Origin of the sequence: Psychromonas saccharinae (genome assembly GCF_051201515.1) — a bacterium.
Taxonomy (GTDB): Bacteria; Pseudomonadota; Gammaproteobacteria; order Enterobacterales; family Psychromonadaceae; genus Psychromonas.
Map to the genome: position 1 here is coordinate 4,427,659 of NZ_CP195153.1, position 17,901 is coordinate 4,445,559.

Annotated in this window: 13 protein-coding genes; 4 read left to right on the top strand and 9 right to left on the bottom strand. The window is 37.5% G+C overall.

The annotated features are described in order from the left end of the window. The 3 genes from ACR30L_RS19810 to hemC are packed head-to-tail and all read right to left on the bottom strand — an operon-like array spanning position 1 to position 2,846. Entirely contained in the window at positions 1-1,149 is a 1,149-nt protein-coding gene (locus ACR30L_RS19810; protein ID WP_435235953.1) for a uroporphyrinogen-III C-methyltransferase, read from the bottom strand. 46 nt (positions 1,150-1,195) lie between these two features. Beyond that, a complete protein-coding gene (locus ACR30L_RS19815; protein ID WP_435235954.1) occupies positions 1,196-1,927 on the bottom strand; it encodes a uroporphyrinogen-III synthase in 732 nt (243 codons plus the stop codon). Further along, on the bottom strand, positions 1,920-2,846 hold the full coding sequence (gene hemC / locus ACR30L_RS19820; protein ID WP_435235955.1) for a hydroxymethylbilane synthase: 927 nt from the start codon (positions 2,844-2,846) through the stop codon (positions 1,920-1,922). The genes ACR30L_RS19815 and hemC overlap by 8 nt, the downstream gene beginning before the upstream one ends. A 227-nt stretch (positions 2,847-3,073) precedes the next feature. On the opposite strand from hemC, the gene nudE reads away from it, so the two are divergent. Further along, the gene (nudE, locus tag ACR30L_RS19825; protein ID WP_435235956.1) at positions 3,074-3,631 is read left to right on the top strand and encodes an ADP compounds hydrolase NudE; all 558 of its coding nucleotides are present in this window, start codon (positions 3,074-3,076) and stop codon (positions 3,629-3,631) included. A 102-nt stretch (positions 3,632-3,733) separates the two neighbouring features. Further along, entirely contained in the window at positions 3,734-4,093 is a 360-nt protein-coding gene (locus ACR30L_RS19830) for a DUF1422 family protein (protein WP_435235957.1), read from the top strand. A 111-nt stretch (positions 4,094-4,204) separates the two neighbouring features. Here ACR30L_RS19830 and ACR30L_RS19835 read toward each other — a convergent pair whose 3' ends face one another. Beyond that, positions 4,205-4,699: a hypothetical protein gene (locus ACR30L_RS19835; protein WP_435235958.1), complete on the bottom strand. Its 495-nt coding sequence runs from the start codon at positions 4,697-4,699 to the stop codon at positions 4,205-4,207. Positions 4,700-4,927: 228 nt separating this feature from the next. On the opposite strand from ACR30L_RS19835, the gene ACR30L_RS19840 reads away from it, so the two are divergent. Next, positions 4,928-5,575, top strand: a complete 648-nt coding sequence (locus ACR30L_RS19840) for a hypothetical protein (RefSeq protein ID WP_435235959.1) — start codon at positions 4,928-4,930, stop codon at positions 5,573-5,575. Between the two features lie 74 nt (positions 5,576-5,649). Here the strand turns inward: ACR30L_RS19840 and ACR30L_RS19845 are convergent, their stop codons facing one another. The 3 genes from ACR30L_RS19845 to metA all read right to left on the bottom strand — a co-directional run bounded on the left by ACR30L_RS19845 (position 5,650) and on the right by metA (position 14,445). Continuing rightward, the gene (locus tag ACR30L_RS19845) at positions 5,650-8,895 is read right to left on the bottom strand and encodes an SNF2-related protein (RefSeq protein WP_435235960.1); all 3,246 of its coding nucleotides are present in this window, start codon (positions 8,893-8,895) and stop codon (positions 5,650-5,652) included. A 180-nt stretch (positions 8,896-9,075) separates the two neighbouring features. After that, positions 9,076-12,762 carry a methionine synthase gene (gene metH / locus ACR30L_RS19850; RefSeq protein WP_435235961.1) on the bottom strand — a complete coding sequence of 1,229 codons (3,687 nt, stop codon included), beginning with the start codon at positions 12,760-12,762 and terminating at the stop codon, positions 9,076-9,078. A gap of 765 nt (positions 12,763-13,527) precedes the next feature. Then, entirely contained in the window at positions 13,528-14,445 is a 918-nt protein-coding gene (gene metA / locus ACR30L_RS19855) for a homoserine O-succinyltransferase MetA (protein WP_435235962.1), read from the bottom strand. A 126-nt stretch (positions 14,446-14,571) separates the two neighbouring features. On the opposite strand from metA, the gene ACR30L_RS19860 reads away from it, so the two are divergent. Continuing rightward, positions 14,572-15,057 carry a GNAT family N-acetyltransferase gene (locus ACR30L_RS19860; protein ID WP_435235963.1) on the top strand — a complete coding sequence of 162 codons (486 nt, stop codon included), beginning with the start codon at positions 14,572-14,574 and terminating at the stop codon, positions 15,055-15,057. Here ACR30L_RS19860 and dinF read toward each other — a convergent pair. Together dinF and ACR30L_RS19870 are read right to left on the bottom strand one after the other, a co-directional pair. After that, positions 15,043-16,392 carry an MATE family efflux transporter DinF gene (gene dinF / locus ACR30L_RS19865; RefSeq protein WP_435235964.1) on the bottom strand — a complete coding sequence of 450 codons (1,350 nt, stop codon included), beginning with the start codon at positions 16,390-16,392 and terminating at the stop codon, positions 15,043-15,045. The two genes, ACR30L_RS19860 and dinF, sit on opposite strands and share 15 nt — an antisense overlap. A 107-nt stretch (positions 16,393-16,499) precedes the next feature. Next, positions 16,500-17,738 carry a sensor domain-containing diguanylate cyclase gene (locus tag ACR30L_RS19870; RefSeq protein WP_435235965.1) on the bottom strand — a complete coding sequence of 413 codons (1,239 nt, stop codon included), beginning with the start codon at positions 17,736-17,738 and terminating at the stop codon, positions 16,500-16,502. Positions 17,739-17,901: the final 163 nt, after the last annotated feature.

A 17,901-nucleotide genomic window follows, 5' to 3' on the forward strand; every position in this document is an offset into this window, starting at 1 on the left:
TTACCCCTGTTTTACGCTTGGAGTAGCAAGTGATGTTTTTATCCGTAAATCAATAATACGCTCTAAGATTGGCTCGCTTTTTAATTGATCCGGATACTTCACTGAAATTTTACGTTTGCTAAGCTCTTTAACCGATTTATAAAAATAGTCTGTCGCGCTATCGTTAAGATTATAATAATTATCAAGCATATTGATAACTTCTTGTAACGCTTGGTCATAAACGGTTTGCTGTTCACGATAAACCGCTAATTCTGCCTTTCCTAAATTATGACGTACATTTTCTTTTAAGTACCAACGCTGTTCAGGTGAAAGTAATGCTTCGATTTTACTATCGCGTTTATTTATAACGATAAAACTCCCCATAAAATCAGACCAAGAGCTTTCTAAATTTTGTTTCCAATCCTTCACATCATCGGATAATTGGCCCGTACTTTCAGGATTTTTATCAGATAACTCTGCACCGATAATAGCTAATTTATCGATACGACGTTCTAACTCAGATAAAGTAAGCACCATGCCATCTGGGTCGCGATTAGGAAGCGCGCCAAGCGTATTAATATCTTCTAAAAATGCTCTGCGTAAGTCACTTAAACTGGCATCATTAAGTTCAATAATACGTTGGTCAGCAGCATGCAGTAGTGAGATTGCACTTGGTACATCTTTTTCTAACCATATTTTTCTGCCCGCTAAATTAACCAAATATTCGACTTCAGATAAGATCCAATCATTCGGGTGACGCGCTTTATTAGCCGCCAAAGCACGTTGTAGAGATTGAATATCAGTCTGAGATATCTTACTGGTGTTATTCAAATCCTGTAATTGCAGATTAGTTTGCTCAACTTCACTTTGTAGACTGAGTGTTTTCTGTGATTGCGCACTAAAACTGCTCTTTTGGCTATTAAACTCATTGCTTAATTGGGCAATAGTGGCTTGCTGATTAGCAACAAGCTGCGTGTTTTGTTTATAAAAATAGATAGCCGCTAGAATAACTAAAATGGTCAAAATAAGTGATAATAGGGCAATAACAATCGCTACCTTACTGGTTTTTTTTGATGGTATGTTTTCTGATTCGGTAGTAGTGGATTCCGAGGATAATATCTCCTCTTCAGCTAACACCTCTACTTCATCATTATTTGCATTTCCATTCATAATTTTCCTCGCATCCATTAAGCAATATAGCTATTAATTATTTTAATTATTTAAAATAGTTCAAAACCTGATCATCTTGAACCCCTGGAAAAACTTGAACATTGTTCAAGCCACAACAACGGGCCTTTTCCGCTAAACGTGTACTTGGTACATAGATAGTCAACGTCTTTAGCCAGTCGATTTTATTTTCAGGTACTAATGTTAGTAACCTTTGTAATAACTCGCCACTACTGATAATAGCACCATTAATGCATTGATGTTGCCACTGTTGCACTAATAATTCACCATTTAAGTTTAAAGCAAAACGCTGATATGGTTGATAATATTCAACCTTTGCGCCTCGCTCTGTCAGTTTTTGTGCAAGAAGCTCTCGCCCCCCGACGCCACGTAATATTAATATTTTCTTGCCGGTTAATGTTTCCATACACGACAAATCAAGCAAGCCTTCACTACTAAACCGTGTTTCTGGTATCGTAACCGCTTGTCCCGTGGCCTTAATTAAGGCGGCTTGAGTCGTTTGACCCACTGCAAAATAACGACTAGCCGGCCACTCGCTACCCGATAATGCTTGCTCAGTATAATTTACTGCATTAACGCTAATCGCGATAATATAATCATAAGAATTTGTGAACATAAAACCGACATTATTGAACTCAATTGACTTTCTTACCGCCAACAAAGGTTGCGCGATTGAGAAAATACCATTTGAATTCAGAACATTAGCTAATCGTTGGGCATCTTCTGCAAAACGCGTCACTAATAGCCGTGGTTTATCCATAAACAGCCGCTAAGATTTCTTTCGCGCCACTATCTAATAACTCCTTACCTAAGGTAATACCTAATTGTTCAGCATCGTCTTTATGGCCGATAATTTCTTTACGAACAATTTGTTTTCCATCAACGCTACCAACTAATCCTCGCAAATACAGTTGGTCATTCTCTAATAATGCAAAACTACCAATTGGTACCTGACATCCACCTTGAAGTGTTAAATTCATTGCTCGCTCAGCTGTTACTCGAATTCTTGTTTGCTCATCTTCAAGTGGTTTTAATAATGCAATTGTCGCTTGATCATCCAAACGGCACTCAATGCCGACAGCACCTTGACCAACAGCGGGCAAACTTTCTTCTGTAGGAATAAAACGAGCAATACGCTCTGGCATTTCTAAACGAATTAATCCTGCCGCTGCAAGGATAATCGCATCATATTCACCAGCATCTAACTTCGCTAAACGTGTAATCACATTACCACGTAAATCTTTAATGTTTAGATCTGGACGTAATTCACGCACTTGAGATTGACGTCTCAGGCTTGATGTCCCCACTACGGCGCCAACCGGTAACTCATTGATAGATTTATATTGATTCGAGACAAATGCATCGCGAGGATCTTCACGTTCGCATATAACAGATAACCCCAATCCCTCTGGAAATTCTACCGGGACATCTTTCATTGAATGTACGGCAATATCAGCGCGGTTTTCCATTATCGCGACTTCCAATTCCTTTACAAACAGACCTTTTCCACCAATTTTAGCTAAGGGAGTATCAAGAATTTTATCGCCTTGCGTTTTCATTGCTAACACTTCAACGGTTAAGCCAGGATGATATTTCAGCAACTCTGCTTTAACAAAATTAGCTTGCCACATAGCGAGTAGACTGTGTCTTGTAGCGATACGAATTACTTGTTGAGTCATGTTCTTTTGCTCTCTTTAAGGCTAAAATTGATATCCGATGCTACCAAATATAAAAAAATTTAGCATGTGTAATGGTGATAGAATAACATTTATCGGAAAATAAATAATGTTCTCCCATTGCAGCAAAGAAAGTGCCTGCTAAAATAAATATTCCTTCAACAATCATGTCTCACTGATTTGAGTCTTTGAGTATCGTAATTACTCGCCAGTTGATAAAGAGAGTCTCTATGAATTTACCATCTCCAGAATTACCAAAAATTTTAAAACGTACGCTTGTCGCTAGTAGTCGTTTTTTTAAAATTGAATCATTACAACTAAAATTTAGTAATGGTGAACAACGCGAATTTGAACGTATGCAAGGCGGCAATACCGGCTCAGTACTTATTGTTCCTTTTTATGATAAAGAGACTATTTTACTTATTCGTGAATATTCAGCGGGTACCCACTCTTATCAAATAGGCTTTCCAAAGGGGTTGATTGATCCCGGTGAAACACCCGAAATTGCGGCAAATAGAGAATTGAAAGAGGAAGTCGGATTTGGTGCGCATTCACTTCATGAACTTAAAAAAGTCACGTTAGCCCCCAGTTATTTCAGCAGTCAAATGACTTTATTTATGGCATTTGATCTTTATCCTGAAAAACTATCTGGCGATGAGCCAGAGCCATTGGAAGTCATTAGGTGGCCAGTTGATAATATAGATGAGTTATTAGTAAGGGACGACTTTCAAGAAGCACGTAGTATTGCCGCTTTATTGCTGACAAGAAAAGTATTAGCTGAAAAATAATCGAGATCCGGCTTAGACTTATCACGAGAGCAACTTGCTGATTATTAAATATTGAAGTAGATTAAATATAAATAAATTATAATCAAGTTAAGGAAATCCTTTATGAGTAGTAATTCCATTTCAATCAAATGGCTTATTTATGCATTCATCGTTGGGCTTGCAACCAATGCCTGTTTTGCAATGTTTACCCATCCGATCATTGATCCATCACCTTTCCCGTTTATTGCACTATTTTTTGCTATCAATAATTTATATACCGCTTACGTCTCTGAAACACGCAATGAAATCAGTGTTGGTTCAGCATGGATTGCACTGTTTATCGGTCTTTTCTCTTATTCCGCCTTTCTCGGTGCATTACATCCAGAGTTTGGCTCAAATTTCTTCTCAATCACCACTACGCTTATTTTAGGTATTTGGTTAATGTATAAAATAATGTTTGGCGACAAACATTATTCCGCATAAATAACAAACAAGATGAATTAAAATAAAAAGGCGTATTCATTAATACGCCTTTTTAATATCCAATCTTTCCTATTTTCGATCCATACAATATTAACCAGTAAAATAGATCAACTAATTACGATTTGTATCAGACTCTAAACGCTTCATTAAATCATTGAATAAAGCAATGGATTTTAGTTTCAATTGTTGCGCGTCTTCTTTTGATGCATTTTCATCAAACTCACCTAATTCAGGAAACAAGGAACAAAACATCGGTTGTGGATACATATTTACCGTACCAATTGAAGCAGACTTGGGGGTTTCAAAAAAGACAAAGGATCCCGCCTTATCAAAGTTCTGTAATTTATCTAATAGACAGTCAGCGGTTAATGCTTCAAGAAAGAACTCCTCTTCTTCACTATTCCCGTCCCAATCAGACACGGTAACAAGCGCTCTAAATGGAAATTCTTCCACGGATTCATCTTTTTCGATATAAATAGAATGCAATGCGATTTGTTCAGGGCTTTCTTTTATTTTTAGACCAATAAATTTAAACGTAGGATGAGCAGTAATTAAAGCGGGTAATTGTTTAGCAAAATAAAGCGATAATTGTTCACTATTTTTCATATGTGCACCTCAAAAGAAGAGGGTTAGCGCTTTTAATTAAGGCTAACGAAGATAATATGAGCTTAACTTATGATCGCTATTTTACAAGTTATTATTCATACCCGTTTATAAAAGTAAACCTCATGTCGAATATCTAAAAACATCCACTAGTATCTACTACAAGACCGAGTAATATTTATGAGGTAAAACAGAATACACCAGTCATTTATTCAATCACGAGGAAAAATGATGAATACACCATTAAAATCAAACCATGTGCCTGAAAACGATACTGAAAAACTGATTGAAATATTAGGACTAACCCATAACATTAATGAGGCAGGTTATATTCTCCCTGATGGTCGCTTGCTCCACTTAAATCGCAGCAATACATTCAAACGTAAAAACCATCTCGATGTCTTAAAACTATTACCTGATTTTATTGGCCAGGAACATTCCATTATTGATACCGACATGATTGCTTTTATGGCAAAAGAACATTTAGTGCGGTTTTGTATCGATGGAAAAATTCATACTGCCGTCAAACCAACGGCCATGCAATTAAGAAAAATATACAGTGTGCTTGCCTATCGCTCTAATCCATTTGAAATTATTTTATCCAATCCAATGGGCATGACTTTATCACAGCATACGGTCTCAGGACCCAGTATGAACACCTTAATGAATATATTTAAGGAATATGAAGCTGTTATTGAAGATCGCCTTTCTGAAGATGAGTTTTGCGTTGAAGAAAGTGACGACTGTTTTCGATTAGTATTCCGACCAACCATGAAGCACATTGGTAAAATGAATAAAAAAAGCAAAATGATAAAAATGGATCCACAATACACCGAAGCGACTACTTTATTTTTAAAGCTAATCCGAGAAATCGCATAATCTAAAAACAACAAAGGAGGCTATAAACCTCCTTTGTTAATAATCAATTCACCTCAATGATGAATCAAGGTTTATTAATAACGTTCAAACAGTTTTAATAAAGCATCACTCGTATCGGGGGCAAATTTTTCTTCCTGCTCATTGCCGTACACGCTATCGGCTAATTTTTGTTTACGTGCCTGTAATGCCAATACACGCTCTTCAACGGTTTGCTCACAGATAAGTTTATAAACAAATACCGGCTTGTCTTGGCCAATACGATAAGCTCGGTCAGTTGCTTGGTTCTCTACAGCAGGATTCCACCATGGATCAAAGTGAATCACCGTATCTGCAGCGGTTAAATTGAGCCCGACACCACCCGCTTTTAAAGAGATGAGGAAAACGGGCACATCGCCAGACTGAAACTTATTGATAATATCCGTACGGTTACGCGTTTGTCCGGTTAATTTCACAAAATCAATGCCTTCATTTTGTAGTGATTCTTCAATTAAGCCAAGCATTTGTGCAAATTGAGAGAAGATCAGCACGCGTCGTCCCTCTTCAATCATTTCTGGCAGAATTTGCATCAAAAACTCTAATTTTGCAGAGCCTTTTATATCTTTAGCATGGTCCAATTTAACTAAACGCGGGTCACAACAGACTTGGCGTAATTTGAGAAGAGCATCTAAAAATTCAATGCGACTCCTTGCCATTCCTTTTTCCTTAAGGAGATCACGCACCTTGGCTTCCATCGTAATGCGAATACTTTCGTATAAAGTACGCTGATCGTTAGGTAGCATAATTTTATGAACAATTTCAGTCTTAGCGGGTAACTCTTTAGCCACTTCATCTTTTGTACGACGAAGTAAAAATGGCCGAGTTTTTTGAATTAACCAATCTTGAACCTGTTCGTTACCTTCACCTTCGATCCCTTTACGATAGAATCGATTAAAACTCGTATAAGTACCGAGGAAACCAGGCATAAGAAAATCAAATAATGACCAAAGTTCACCTAAGTGATTTTCCATTGGCGTCCCCGTTAAACAAAGACGCTGCCCCGCATTCAACTGTTTGATGCTTTTGGTCATCTTGGCCAATGGGTTTTTAATGGTTTGTGCTTCATCTAAGATCAAATCTGAGAATTTAAATTCATTAAGATGTTCAAAATCACGACTAACTAATGGATAAGTTGTAATCAATAAATCATAGTCGTTTAATGATGAAAAATATTGATGACGCTCAGTACCGTGCAATACCAATACATTTAAAGTTGGTGTAAATTTTTGCGCTTCCTGTAACCAGTTACCAACTAATGATGTTGGACAAATCACCAATGCAGGCTCATTAATCTGCCCTAACTGTTTTTTATACAACAGATAGGCCAATGTTTGAATCGTTTTCCCCAAGCCCATATCATCGGCCAAAACACCAGAAAAACCATATTCATTTAAAAAAGCGAGCCAGTTCAAGCCACTTAATTGATAATCTCGCAAGGTTGCATTTAATTCAGTCGGCAACTCAACATCTTGAATACCTTGGAAGTTAGTTAGTTTTTCAGCCAAAGCTTTAACATGTCCACCACCGACCCAACGATTTATTTCAGGTAATTGAGCGAGCAAAGCAGCCTGGCTTTGTGGTAAACGAAGATTATCGTTATTAACCTCTCCAAGCTCTTGTAAAATAGATAAAATAGGTTGAATAGATTCACGTTTAATGCGTAAAGGACGGCTATTCGGCTGTGCAAGTAGAATATCAAATTGATGCTGTTGCCAGTCATCATTGCTACGTAACCATTCTAATAAAAGCGGTAATAATTCAACACGCTGCCCTTCAACGTCAATTGAAACACCTAAATCAAACCAACTTCCCTGCTCTTCTATTTCTAAATCAATGCTATTAACTTGTTCGCTATCTAGGGCAAGCTCAGGCGCAATATTAAAATGCCAACCAAGCACTTCTAAACGCGCCTTATGGGCTGTTAATAACGATAACCACTGGAATTGCTGAGTACCTCCTAATTCCGGCGGTAGAATACCTAATAAATGACTGGTTTTAGGTTGTTTAGGATCATACATATTTAAGTCTAGCAAACATAACTGCTCAAACTGCTTTAACGCCAATGATTCAAGTTCAATATCACGATCAACGGTAACAATTTCATTTTCCCACATAAACTGAGTACGACCAGGCTCCTCCAAAACGGAAGGATTCAATATCAGATCTCCGTAATGAAAAGCTAAACGCGCCACAATTAATGGGTGATCTTTAATTTGCTTTTCGTTCAAAGAAAACACGACTTGTAATTTATTTTCAAGCTGACGTTGTGGATAAGTAACCGGGTTTGGTAATACAACATCATCAAAGCGTAGTGAAACTTCTTGGGTAAAGTGCTGACATTGTTTTTCCGCAAGCGCAGGAGTTTGTAATAAAGAAAGGATCCATTCGCGGTCGAATTCGCTGTCGATTTCACCAATCAAGCCGAGTTCAGTATCAATATAATAAGGAGTCGGTGTCGGGATCAGTAGCCATTGCTCACTTCCCTCAAGTGTCACCTCTAATTTCTTCAGGTTTTCTTCTTGCTCAAGCCAACTCAATGATAACTTTTTCTTTTCTGCAGCCTGCAGAGGCAGAGATAACTTCTCCCAAAAACAACGTCCTGTTGCAATAATTTTTTGTAATGCGAGTAAATCATTTTCATTATGAATACAGGTTTTAGCTAACTTAGGAACTCGACCTTCTTTCGCAATAAGTAATTGCAAGATAGAAACATCTTCAGGTTTAACCCACTTATAACTTTCCATCCACGTTTCATTTTCAGCAACAGATACTAAATCTTTTTCAGCAAAGACACTGATATTTTCACCCTTGAGAAAACGAACCGAACCATATTCAACCTGTAAATATTGTAGGGCATGGTTATAAGCCCCCTTATTATAGGACAGACGGAAGTAACCTTGGTAGACGCTGCTATTAACACTATGGTGTTTTTTATCTAACTGACCTTGTAATAACTCAAACCAAGTTTGATAACTGTTCTCGATATTATAATTCGGGGTATCGGCTTGGTAAGCTAATAATAATGCAACCGCATGCTTACAGTTCCAACCGACCGGACAACTACAGGTGCTATGGATAATAAAGCCACCTTTGTTAGATTTTTTGATTACAGCACTAGTTTGATATATTTTTTCAGAGCGCCCTTTAACACTCCCGATGAGCTTTTGTCCTTCTTCATCAAACTCACAAGATAATACGCGGCTTTCTTTAAAGTAACGGGTACCTCGATCAATAATATTACGACCGAAACTAGTGAAAATATCTTTCTGAGTAATTTTAGGCATCTGTGCAAACCAACTTAAAAACGGATCGCTTATGATAGAGATAGTGAGGCAATAAATAAAGGGCTATTCAGGATTTTAAGCGAAACGATGATTATAAAAAAAGGAGCATACGCTCCTTTAATAAAGATAAATCAACCATTAAAAAATTTAAAAACAATAGGTTAAGATAACTAGTTCAATCTATAAATTAAGATTTGGCCCTAACCACTTTTCTGCTGTTAATAAATCCCAGCCCTTACGTTGGGCATAATCTTCCAATTGATCACGTTGAATTTGAGCAATCGCAAAATAACGACTATCGGGATGAGAAAAAATCCAACCCGATACTGCGGAGCCAGGATACATTGCATAACTTGAGGTTAACTGCATCCCAATTTTCTGCTCAACATCCATTAAGTCCCAAATAATTTGTTTTTCTGTATGTTCTGGACAAGCAGGATAACCAGGTGCCGGACGAATACCTTGGTATTTTTCACGAATGAGATCATCATTTAAAAGTGTCTCATCGGCAGCAAACCCCCAATAATCTTTACGTGTTTGTTGATGTAAATATTCAGCAAAAGCTTCAGCAAGACGGTCACACACCGCTTGTACTAAAATCGCATTATAATCATCGTGATTATCTTTATAGCGTTGTGCCACTTCACGCTCACCAATTCCACCGGTAACAGCAAAGGCCGCAATATAATCAGCCACACCTGATTTTTTAGGTGCAATATAATCGGCTAAACAATGATTAACAAACGGGGCTTTTTTCTCACTTTGCTGACGAAGTTGATTACTGACCTGAAGAACTTCAGTACGCGATTCATCACTATAAATCTCGATATCATCACCAACACTATTCGCCGGGAAAATACCCACGATCCCATTGGCAGTAATTTCACCGTCTAAAGCAATTTTATCTAACATGGCTTGTGCATCATCAAACACGCGCTGCGCTTCTTCACCAACCACTTTATCGGACAGAATACGAGGGTATTTTCCTGCTAAGCCCCAGGTTAAAAAGTATGGCGTCCAGTCAATATATTCGCGTAATACATCAACCGACATTTTATTAAACACCTGTATACCTAGCTTATTAGGTACTGGTGGTTGATATGTTTTCCAATCAATTTTTGCTGCATTTTCACGCGCACGTTGCAAAGAAATAGGTTTACTACGTGGTTTTTTATTCGCATGTTGCTCACGAACACGATCATAATCAATATTTAATTTTTCAACGAAAGCCGATTTACTCTTATTACTTAATAACTGCTGACAAACCCCAACAGCACGCGATGCATTTGAAACATAAACAACCGGCTCATCATAATTTTGTTCTATTTTAACAGCCGTGTGTGCCTTAGATGTCGTCGCACCACCAATTAAGAGTGGCAATTTAAAGCCCTGACGTTGCATTTCCTTTGCAACATACACCATTTCATCTAAAGAAGGTGTTATTAAGCCAGACAACCCAATCATATCGGCTTTTTCTGCGATAGCTGTTTTCAGAATTGTTTCACATGAAACCATGACACCGAGGTCAACAATTTCATAGTTATTACACTGCAAAATAACCCCAACAATATTTTTGCCGATATCGTGAACATCGCCTTTTACTGTCGCTAGTACAATTTTACCGTTAGTTTCCCCCACTTCTTTAGTGGCTTCAATAAAAGGATTTAAATAAGCAACCGCTTGTTTCATAACACGTGCTGACTTTACAACTTGAGGTAAGAACATTTTACCGGCACCAAATAAGTCACCGACAATGTTCATTCCATCCATTAATGGTCCTTCGATAACTTCAACCGGCGTATCAGCCTTTAAACGCGCCTCTTCGGTATCGGCTTCGATAAATTCAGTAATTCCTTTAACGAGCGCATGTGCAATACGTTCATCTACGGGCGCATTACGCCACTCTAATGCTTTGCCATCGTCCACTTTTTCATTACTAGCATCACGGTATTTTTCTGCAATATCGAGCAAATCATCGGTTGCATGCAAGCTTTTGTTTAACACAACCGCTTCAACCGCATCCTTTAATTCCTTAGGAATATCATCGTAAATCGCTAATTGTGCTGCATTTACAATCCCCATATCCATACCATTTTTGAAACAGTAATAAAGAAATACAGCATGAATGGCTTCACGAACGGGGTTATTACCACGAAAAGAAAATGACACATTCGAAACACCACCAGAAATCATCGCATGGGGTAAGTGCTCTTTAATGTCTTTAACGGCTTCGATAAAATCAACAGCGTAATTATTATGTTCTTCAATACCCGTTGCAACGGCAAATATATTAGGATCGAAAATAATATCTTCAGGTGGAAAGCCAACCTGTTCTACTAGAATTTCATAGGACCGTTTACATATCTCAAATTTACGTTCGCGGGTATCTGCCTGCCCTTTTTCATCAAAGGCCATCACTATCACAGCAAAACCATAGCGACGAATTAATTTAGCTTGAGCAATAAACTTATCAACACCTTCTTTCATGCTGATAGAGTTTACAATCCCCTTACCTTGCACACATTTAAGGCCAGCTTCTAAAATTTCCCATTTCGAAGAGTCGACCATAATCGGCACTCTTGAAATATCAGGTTCAGATGCACATAAATTAAGGAAACGTTGCATTGCATGTAATGAATCAAGCATCGCTTCATCCATATTAATATCGATAATATCAGCACCCGCTTCAACTTGATGAAGGGCAACTTCTAACGCTTCATCATAAAGTTCATCTTTAATTAAACGTTTAAAACGCGCTGAACCAGTGACGTTCGTCCTTTCACCTACATTTTGAAATAAAGATTCTTTCTTAATAGTAAGTGCTTCCAAACCACTTAAGCGACAAGCAATTTCGATCTCTGGTAATTCACGTGGCTTTATATTAGCAACGACATCGGCCATCGCTTTAATATGTTCCGGTGTTGTACCACAACAACCGCCCACCATATTAACGAAGCCACTTTCCGCCCACTCTTTAATATGAGTCGCCATTTCATCGGCTTCGAGGTCGTATTCACCAAAAGCATTAGGCAATCCCGCATTGGGATGAACAGACACAAAGGTTTCTGATATACGGGACATTTCTTGTACATACTGGCGCAATTCATCAGGCCCGAGTGCACAGTTAAGACCAAATGAAATGGGTTCAACATGACGTAATGAATTATAAAAAGCTTCCGTTGTTTGTCCAGAAAGCGTCCGTCCAGAAGCATCGGTAATCGTACCAGAAATCATAACTGGTAATTTATAACCTAGCTCCTCAAACACACCACTTACTGCAAAGGCAGCAGCTTTCGCATTTAGGGTATCGAAAATGGTTTCGATTAAAATAAGATCACAACCACCTTCAATCAAAGCATGGGTTGATTCGGTATAAGCCACGACCAATTCATCAAAGCTAACGTTACGAAAAGCGGGATCATTCACATCAGGTGAAATAGAACATGTACGGTTAGTTGGCCCTAACACACCCGCCACAAAACGAGGTCTATCTGGTGTTTCAGCCGTTTTCTGATCCGCTGCTAAACGTGCTAAACGTGCGCCCTCTCGATTAATTTCAGCCGATAACGATTCCATTTCGTAATCTGCCATGGCAATAGTTGTTGCATTAAAGGTATTCGTTTCGAGAATATCAGCACCGGCATCTAGATATTCTTTGTGAATACTTAAGATAGTGTCAGGTTGCGTTAGTACCAATAAATCATTATTGCCTTTCACATCACAGGGCCAATCAGTAAAACGTTCCCCTCGGAAGTCCTGTTCTTCAAATTTATAGCTTTGGATCATGGTACCCATTGCACCATCGATAAGAAGAATGTGCTTTTCTAATTGTGCTTTTATAAGCGCACTACGATCACGACCTGACATATATTTCCCTGATACTAAATAATGAACAATGCAAACAACGGATGCACAATTTCGAACCGCAGATATTAACATAAAAGCGCGATGGGTTAGCGTACCAATATAATTTGTTACTTGAAATATTCTATTAACAATAGTGAAAAAATTGAAAGATAGGTTTTTTAGAGGAAAATGTTGCGGTAAAAAAGAGGATTAAAACGGAAACATAAAAAAACGAGCCATCGTTCATAGCTCGTTTTCAATTAAAAAGAACATTGTCATGTCACCATATTAAACAAACATTTTTTATTAATGACTAATTTCAATCATAAAACACTAAGAATTCATCGTATACAAAAATGCGTTTACGCTATGATCAACTCCCTAGCTATAGAAAAGTGGTGAATAACGTGCCAATTTGGCGTTGAGTTGTTTTAAAACAAACTCCTAAAATGTATTACCACTTTTACAAAACTGAGATAAAGTATAAATAATTATTCCCTCCCTAATATAATAAAAAACGATAATTGGTTTTCTTTCAGTCCCAAAACTTATCCGTTCTATTCTATTTGCCGCTAGGCTGATTTGTTACCTAAAGTAACAATAAATTAATTAGAAATAGCCTAATAAGAATAACAATGAAATAATCGCCATCTTTTTATACTGCCTTTAATACACTAATAAATACAAACACTTAAAGTACTTTGTATTACACTAATTCCCTTTAGTGAATTCAGTATAGCAACTAAAAACAGGATTTTTTTCTACCTTTATCACACTTTGACTTAGTTATTTTAAATCCGATAAATCATAAGGTGTTACTTGATAAACACAGTAATTTAACCAATTACTGTAGAGCAAGTTCCCATGGCTTCGCCACGTTGCATGAGGAGCTTGTTTCACATCGTCATTGGGATAATAATTGATAGGTAGCGCAGGGTTAAGACCTTCGCTTAAATCTCGTAAATATTCATTATGTAAGGTTTCTGCATTGTATTCAGGATGACCACTTACAAACACTTGGCGACAATCGGGACTGGCCGCAAAATACAAACCAGCATCGGGTGCATCGGCAAAAATAGTCAAATCGGTATTTTCTAAAATAGTTTCAGAATCAAATTCAGCAAAGCGTGATAAAGGGGCCCAAAAATGATCATCAAAACCACGTACTAAGGGGTGATGGTGATGATGAGTCGTATGTTTATAAATACCCGACAATTTAGTCTCACGGGTTTCCTTTTCAAGATCATATAAATATTTAAATGCAGCCTGTGCAGCCCAACATAAAAAGAGTGTTGAGGTGACATTGTGTTTAGACCATTCCACTATCTCAGTAAATTTATCCCAATAATAAACCTCTTCAAAAGGAATTGTGCCTAGGGGCGCACCTGTAATAATAAAGCCATCCCATTTTTTATCTTTTACACGTTCAAAATCACCATAAAACTTATCAAGGTGATCCTTTGGTGTGTTTTTTGATGCACGCGCGTCTACACGTAGTAATTCGACGTCAACCTGAAGTGGTGTATTAGAGAGTAATCGCATCAACTGTGTTTCGGTCTCAATTTTCTTCGGCATTAAATTTAAAATAAGTACTTTTAACGGACGAATATCTTGAAGACTCGCACGAGATTCAGACATGGTAAAGATGTTTTCTGACTTTAAAATACTTGCAGCGGGAAGACCATCAGGGATACGAATTGGCATTACAATGCTCCATAAAAGTTTTAGACATCTAGAAGTCTAACTGAATTTTAATAAGACAACAAAACATTTATAAAATGATATGCTCTGATGTTCCAACGAATCAACACCGCCACAAAAGGATTTACTATGTTTGACATTATTCAAGCGGATTTAACGCGTCCAGAACATGCACAGGCTTACCTTTCTCTGATGTCTCACTATGCAACGGATCCAATGGGAGGCTCTGAAGACCTCTCTGACTTTACTAAGCAAAATCTTGTAGAGGCACTTTTACAACGTTCCGATGTATTTATTGTGTTGGCATTTAAAGATAATAAACCTGCGGGACTGTTAACGGCTATTGAAGGTTTTTCCACTTTCGCTTGTCAGCCATTACTCAATGTACACGATGTCGTTGTCTATAAGGACTTTCGAAGTCAAGGGATCACTACTTTGCTATTTTCAAAAATTGAAGAGATTGCCAAGCAGCGAAACTGCTGCAAAATCACCTTAGAAGTATTAGCAGGCAATGAGATCGCCAAAAAAGCCTATACTAAACAAGGATTTTCTGGCTATCAACTTAACCCTACATACGGTGATGCATTGTTTTGGACTAAATCATTGCATAATTAACTGCTTATTTTTATCTAGCCTGCTATAAATCCAAAATAAACTCATACCACGTGCCAACATAAAGGCATTCATTGCCAACCATAGGCCATGATTGCCTTGCTCTTCCGCCAAAAACCAGGTGGGAAAATAAACAATACATAGAGAAAAAATCATGCTATTACGCATATTTGTAGCCCGTGTCATGCCGATAAAAACACCATCAAACACATAGCCTAGCATCGAAGTTAATGGAATTAATATTAACCAAGGTAAATAACGATAGGCCTGTTCTTGAACACTCACAATCGAGGTTATTTGGTTGATAATACTTTCACCAAAACAATAAAACAGTAACACTTGCACCACACTAAATAACAATGACCAAAAGATAATAACTTTAATTGCCTCTTTTAGTTTATCTAAACGACGACTACCAATACTTTTCCCGACCAAAGCCTCAGCTGCATATGCCAGACCATCCATTGAAAAAGAGATAAGCGATAAAAATTGCATTAATACCGCATTTGCAGATACAACATCATCACCTAATTTAACACCTTGTAATGTCATAAATGTAAACGCAATTTGCAAGCATAAAGTGCGAAGGAAGATATCACGATTCAACGCAATAAAATACTTGAGCGAAACCCAATTTAATACTGATTTCAACAATACTTGTAACTGCGTTTTATGCCAATCAGGACGAACCATCTTAACAACAAAACTAATACCAACAGCAAGCGCAACGTAATCTGAAATTAATGAAGACCATGCTACTCCCGCTACTCCCCAATGAAAAACAACGACAAATAAAACACTTAAAATAATATTAACGAGATTAGTAATAATCAGCAAAAACATCGGCGCTTTCGCATTTTGCATCCCTAAAAGCCAGCCAAGTAACACCATATTCATCAAAGCCGCTGGCGCACTCCAGATGCGAATAACGAAATACTCACGCGCATAAAACAACACCTGTTCACTACCATCGACAAAATGAAAGGCAATTCGAGCAATAGGCGTTTGCAGCAATAGAATAGCGGAAGCTAACATAACAGCAATAAACATTGATTGAGCTAATAAATGCAGACTTTTTTGGCGATTATTCGCTCCATAGGCCTGCGCAACTAAGCCGGTTGTCGACATACGCAAGAAAATTAATATCCAGAAAAGTAAAGTCACAACCATCGAACCGATGGCGACACCAGCTAGATAATAAGATTCAGGGAGATGACCTATCACAGCAGTATCAACCAAACCAAGTAGTGGAACGCTGATATTAGAAAGCATCATCGGCAAGGCGATGGCAAAGATTTTTTTATGAATAGAACGAGTAAAAAAGTTGGATTTTGTCATTAGAGTAGACATCTTTATTGGCTATCGAGAAAGAAAAACAAATAGTAACATCTAATGTGCTGCAGAAATATACTCAACGCATTGATCACGTCAGCAGGTAAGCCATGCTAGTTATAAAGGCTATTTACTTTATTTTTGCCACTCCCTTTACTCAAATAAAGTAATGTATCGGCTTCTTTTATTAATTCACTCGCCGTTCGACATTGATTATCTAACGAGAAGCTAACGCCAATACTCACGGTGACAATAAACTCACTTTGCTGCCAAGAAAAGCGATGATTATGCAATCGCATTCTAATTTTTTCGGCAATGCTCGTTACCCCCTCAAAAGAGGTGTTTGGTAGAAAAACAATAAATTCTTCACCTCCCCAACGTCCTGCAACTCCATTTTCAGCAACGATATCCAATAAGATACTCGCAAAATACGCAATAACATGATCACCTTGTTGATGCCCATAATTATCATTTACTTGTTTAAAATCATCAATATCAATTAATAAACAGCCAATTGGCTTGGTTTCTCTATATTGCACTTCTAACCAATCATAAATAGCAGAACGATTAAACAGGTTCGTTAATTGATCGTGGGTTGCCTTATACAGCAACTCTTTCTCTAGCAACATTTTCTCGGTTATATCTTCTAAAATTCCCTGAACTGCTGGTAATCCATCCCAATAAATCACATTGTCAGTAATTTTAAACCATCGTTTTTCACCGTCATAACACAAACACTCTGCAATGATATTTTCACTTTCAAGTTTAACGCCTGCAATAAGCGCTTCATTACGTTGTATTGCATGATCTCTACATCCAACAGGCAGTCTGTCTAAAATACTTTGCTGAGATAATACAAATTCAGGCGATGTAGCCCTCATGACATTTGACCACGATTGATTAACTAAAATAGGAACAAAATTTCTATGTAGAACAATAGCCTGCGTAGAATTTAGAATTAAGTTTCTGTAATTCTGATAATTTTCTTGAAGTTGACTTTTCATCTCAACTAGCGGCGTTAAATCGATAACGGTAGTTTGTATTGCAGGACTATTTTCCCATTCGATAACATGAACAATAGAAAAAACAGTAAATTCGCGTCCATGACGATCAATATTTTGAAAAGTCTGTCCACGCGAAGACATTTTACCAGAAATAAAATCATCACAGTTTTGAATAGCTTGAGCATGAAATTTAGGGCTAATCAGATCAAGAAAAGAATCAATACTAGCAAGTAACTCTTCAGAAGAGCTATAACCGTAAATCCGCGCATAGTTATCATCAACCGACATGACTTTCATATCTTGTATGATAATAACGCCGTATGTAGAATCGATACTTATTTCAGGCATATCCATGATAATCTAAAAAAGCACTCCCATTGCTTAATAATTATAATCAAGTGTATACCAATATTATGTTTATCGAACAACTATTTAACGTTCAAAGCGAGATATTTAACTATTGATAGATTGTTGGATAATGAATGCAACGTATTGATTGCAATAACAAGCC